We start from the raw sequence: 3,892 nt of genomic DNA on the forward strand, positions 1-3,892 counted from the left end.
GTTTGTCAAGGGCAAATGCGGCTCCGATTGGTATAGTCAGTGGGCCTTCACCACCTTTAATTTTTAGTTTTCATAAAAAATTTGACAGTTCCTAATAAAAACCTATTATCGCCTTTTCTTCATTTTTTTCAAATCTTTACCTTTTTTAATAGGTTCGATTAGCTTTAACTATAAGATTACCGTATATTAAATCTAATTTTAAAATCAGGGGAGATTTTATTATAACACCACTATATGCATTTACTATTATTATGGTTGTTATCGAAATAGGTGATATGATCGCAGTTAAAACAAAAAGTATTATTTCAATGCTTTTTGCTGTATCCATAGTGGCATTAACACTAGTTGTATTAAGTTCACTAGCCTAAGTAACACCAGAGCTATTATTAAATTGATTACCTACAAGTGTTATCTCACTGGCACACGCAGCAATCTTTATTATCATCTTATCTTTAATTGTTGGACGTATTCTCAAAGAATCAATTTGGATGTCCATAGGGATAGGAATCTCAGCTCTATTAGGATTCCACTGTACTGTCAATGTTCCAACTGAAGTCGCTAACTCAGTTGGTGATAACGACTAAGAAGTCAGTGTGATATTAGTGTTATTCAACCGAAAATACTCGTTGCTGGATTTATTATGATATCTATTGCCTCTGTAGTCCTAGCGGGTATATTAGCATCATTTTTAGTAACGTTTTAGTATAAATATATGAGTAATAAGCAGCACATTTCATTAAATAAAATGTGCTGTTTTTTATTAAAATACTATCATATATCAATTGTACATGACTGCTCAAACAATCGTTTAAACATTGATAATAATTAAAAAACTTGATACGCAATTTTTTTATTGAGTTATCAAGTTTGAACTATATCCTTAAGGTATTTAAGAGCTGATTATATTTATTAAAAAAATAATACCAGATATCGCGTTGATAAGGTAATTTTATCTGATAAAATTCACTTGTTTTATTCAGTTGGTTAAAAACTTTGAACTAGTCACTAACAGTTTCTGTTAATTTAGTAGACTTTTTAAAATAGTGTGCTGATATACTTTTACCTGAAATTTATTTTCTATTGAATGTCTAAAGTCATTACACTACAAATCAATGAACGATACTTTAAAATATAAAATCATTTACTTGACTGAATAATACCACAAGGAAATGATTCTGTATCAATAGTACTATTGACTATGATTCTTTAAAAGTAATCTAACGATAAACTTAATCAACCTATTTTGGTACAAAGGATTTTAAACTACAGATTAAGAGTCCACTCTTCATTGAATAATTTAGGATCCATTACTTTCACATGATCTGAAACACTTACATCATATGGTAAGAGCTCTAAAATATCTTTTTGAATATTCACACCTGGCGCCACTTCAACTAATTGGAGGCCAATTCCTGGTAAAATATCAAAGATCGCTCTTTCAGTAATAATTTTAATTTCTTTTCCTCGCTTCAATTCTTGTTGTGCGTTATAAGTAACAAATTCCACTTGCTTAACAAATTTTATCGGCTTCCCTTCTTGAATAATATGGAGTTGATTATCTTTAATGGATAATTCAACACCCACTGTAAAGGTTCCAACAAAAATCACTTTTTTGGCACCATAAGCAATGTCCATCATCCCACCAGGACCGATCAAACGATTGCCTAACTTGGTGGTATTCATATGTCCGACTTGATCAAATTGACCAAAGCCTAAGATTGCCAAATCTAATCCCCCACCAACATACAAAGAGAACATATCTCGTGTGCGAAGGACAGCGTCAGCATTCAAACTCGTTCCATATCTTAAATCAGAGGTAGGTAATCCGCCAATGGTACCTAAGTCTGTACTCAAGTGAATATCATCAATCACTCCAGCTTGTGAGAAGATATTAGATACTTTTGATGCGAGGCCGTAGCCAACATTAATAATATCATTCTGATTAATCTCAAGTGCAATTCTTCTAGCCATAACTTTCAATGGTGAAAATTCAAACTGGTCATGTTCGCTTAAGTCTACTCTCACTTCATTAGATAACATTGGTTGATAATAATCATTGACCATTTGAAAATGATACTTTTGCTCAGCAACGACAACGTAGTCAACTAAGGCTTTAGGAATTACAACTTCTTTAGGTGATAAGCTGTGAGATTCGACAATCTCTTTAACCTGAACGATTACCAGCCCTCCATTATTATGCGCTGCCGTTGCTAAGTCCAATATTTCTAGGTGATTAGGTTCCTGTTGAATACTAATATTACCATTCTCATCAGCAAAAGTTGCTTTTATAAACGCCACATCGATATGCCAAGGCTTATAGCGGATCCATTCTTCACCATCTAAAGTAACTATTTCAGAAATAGCTTCTGTAGTTACACTATTCATTGCACCACCAGTTTGTCTTGGGTCAATGAAAGTATTTAGCCCTACCTTTGTGAAGACACCTGACTGCTCACGAGCTGAATCTTGATAAAGTTCACCTATAATCCCTTGGGGGACGAAGTAAAATTCATAGTCATTATTTAAAGCTGCTTCCCCAGCATTTTTTGATCCTAAAATATGAGAACCATAAAAACGTTTAAGCATACCTGGGTGAAGGAATAAGTCAACGCCAGAATCTGGTGAGTTGGTTCCAATCCCAGCAGTTGTAGAGAAGGTAATTGATTTTGGATGTTTGTGTTCTTTATAATACTCACTTAAACCATACATCAGCTGATTTGGGGTCCCCCCAAACCCAAAACTTGTTGTAGCAATATGAGCACCATCTGGAATGGCACTCATTGCTTCTTGACATGTTTTAATTTTTGATTCCAACGTTTAAATTCCTTTCAGTTACTTCATTAAAAGCGTAGACATACGTTTGCTGGCTTCTGTATATGATTCAACCAATGAATTAAAGATTGATTCAACCGATTCAACACTGTTAATACGACCAACACCCATTCCCACGCTTAACTGAGCATTTTGATAGTTACCTTTTCGTATCTCTTCAATATTACGTTTACCTGAAATGACTGGGAGTAATTCTTGAAGAGAAGCACCTTCTTTTTCCATTTTGATAATTTTCTGTGCATATTCATTGTTCGCTACTCGCATAGCATTACGGATGGATTTCATAGTTAAGACTGTTCCATTCGTTGGAATCGACTGAATTGCCTGTTCCCAATGATCGGCGTCGTTGCACTCTTTACTTGCTAAAAATCGCGTCCCCATTAACACACCATCTACACCTAAAGACATGGCAGAAAAAATATCTCTTCCATCAACCATACCACCAGCTGCTACAACTGGTACATCCAGTGCATCTACAGCTTCAGCCCATAAGACGTGTCCTGAAATTAAATCTACACCTGGATGACCACCACCTTCAGCTCCGACAAACGAGATAATATCTGCACCGTCTTTTTGAGCTGCTAGACCGTGTCTAACACTCGTCACTTTATGGATCACAATAATACCAGCATCTTTTAATGGTGTAATATACTTCTCTGGTCTCTGACCAGATGTTTCGACGATTTTAACGCCTTCATCAATTAAAACATCAATGTAGTCATAGATAACTTCCGGGATTATTACTTCTGGGACTAATGATATATTAAAACCAAATGGCTTATCTGTTAACTCCTTCATATGATGAATTTCTGCTCTTAATTTTTCTTTCGTATCAAATGCCATAGCCGGTACAATACCTAAACCACCAGCATTTGACACAGCTGCTGCTAAAGGAGCTAAAGATATATATTGCATAGCCCCTTGAATGATAGGATACTGAATACCAAGCATTTCAGTTACTTTAGTTTTCATCTTTATAATTCATTCCTTTCGCTTCGCTCAAGGCACAACACGAGATGAAAAACGTGTAACGCCGTTGGCGTTTGGTGTATACTCTACT

2 protein-coding genes are annotated in these 3,892 nt (G+C 35.1%); both read right to left on the bottom strand.

The window, feature by feature from the left end; translation table 11 throughout:
- Window positions 1-1,263: 1,263 nt before the first annotated feature.
- The gene (locus BLR76_RS11315) at window positions 1,264-2,814 is read right to left on the bottom strand and encodes a malonate decarboxylase subunit alpha (RefSeq protein WP_091268999.1); all 1,551 of its coding nucleotides are present in this window, start codon (window positions 2,812-2,814) and stop codon (window positions 1,264-1,266) included.
- 18 nt (window positions 2,815-2,832) lie between these two features.
- Window positions 2,833-3,804, bottom strand: coding sequence for an NAD(P)H-dependent flavin oxidoreductase (locus BLR76_RS11320; RefSeq protein WP_091269001.1), 972 nt, complete (start codon window positions 3,802-3,804; stop codon window positions 2,833-2,835).
- Window positions 3,805-3,892 lie beyond the last annotated feature (88 nt).

This window comes from Alkalibacterium thalassium (assembly GCF_900101165.1).
GTDB classification, from domain to species: domain Bacteria; phylum Bacillota; class Bacilli; order Lactobacillales; family Carnobacteriaceae_A; genus Alkalibacterium; species Alkalibacterium indicireducens.

Bases quoted from the DNA above. Each gene is read 5' to 3' on its own strand.
- BLR76_RS11320 (WP_091269001.1), bottom strand. From the start codon at position 3,804: ATGAAAACTAAAGTAACTGAAATGCTTGGTATTCAGTATCCTATCATT.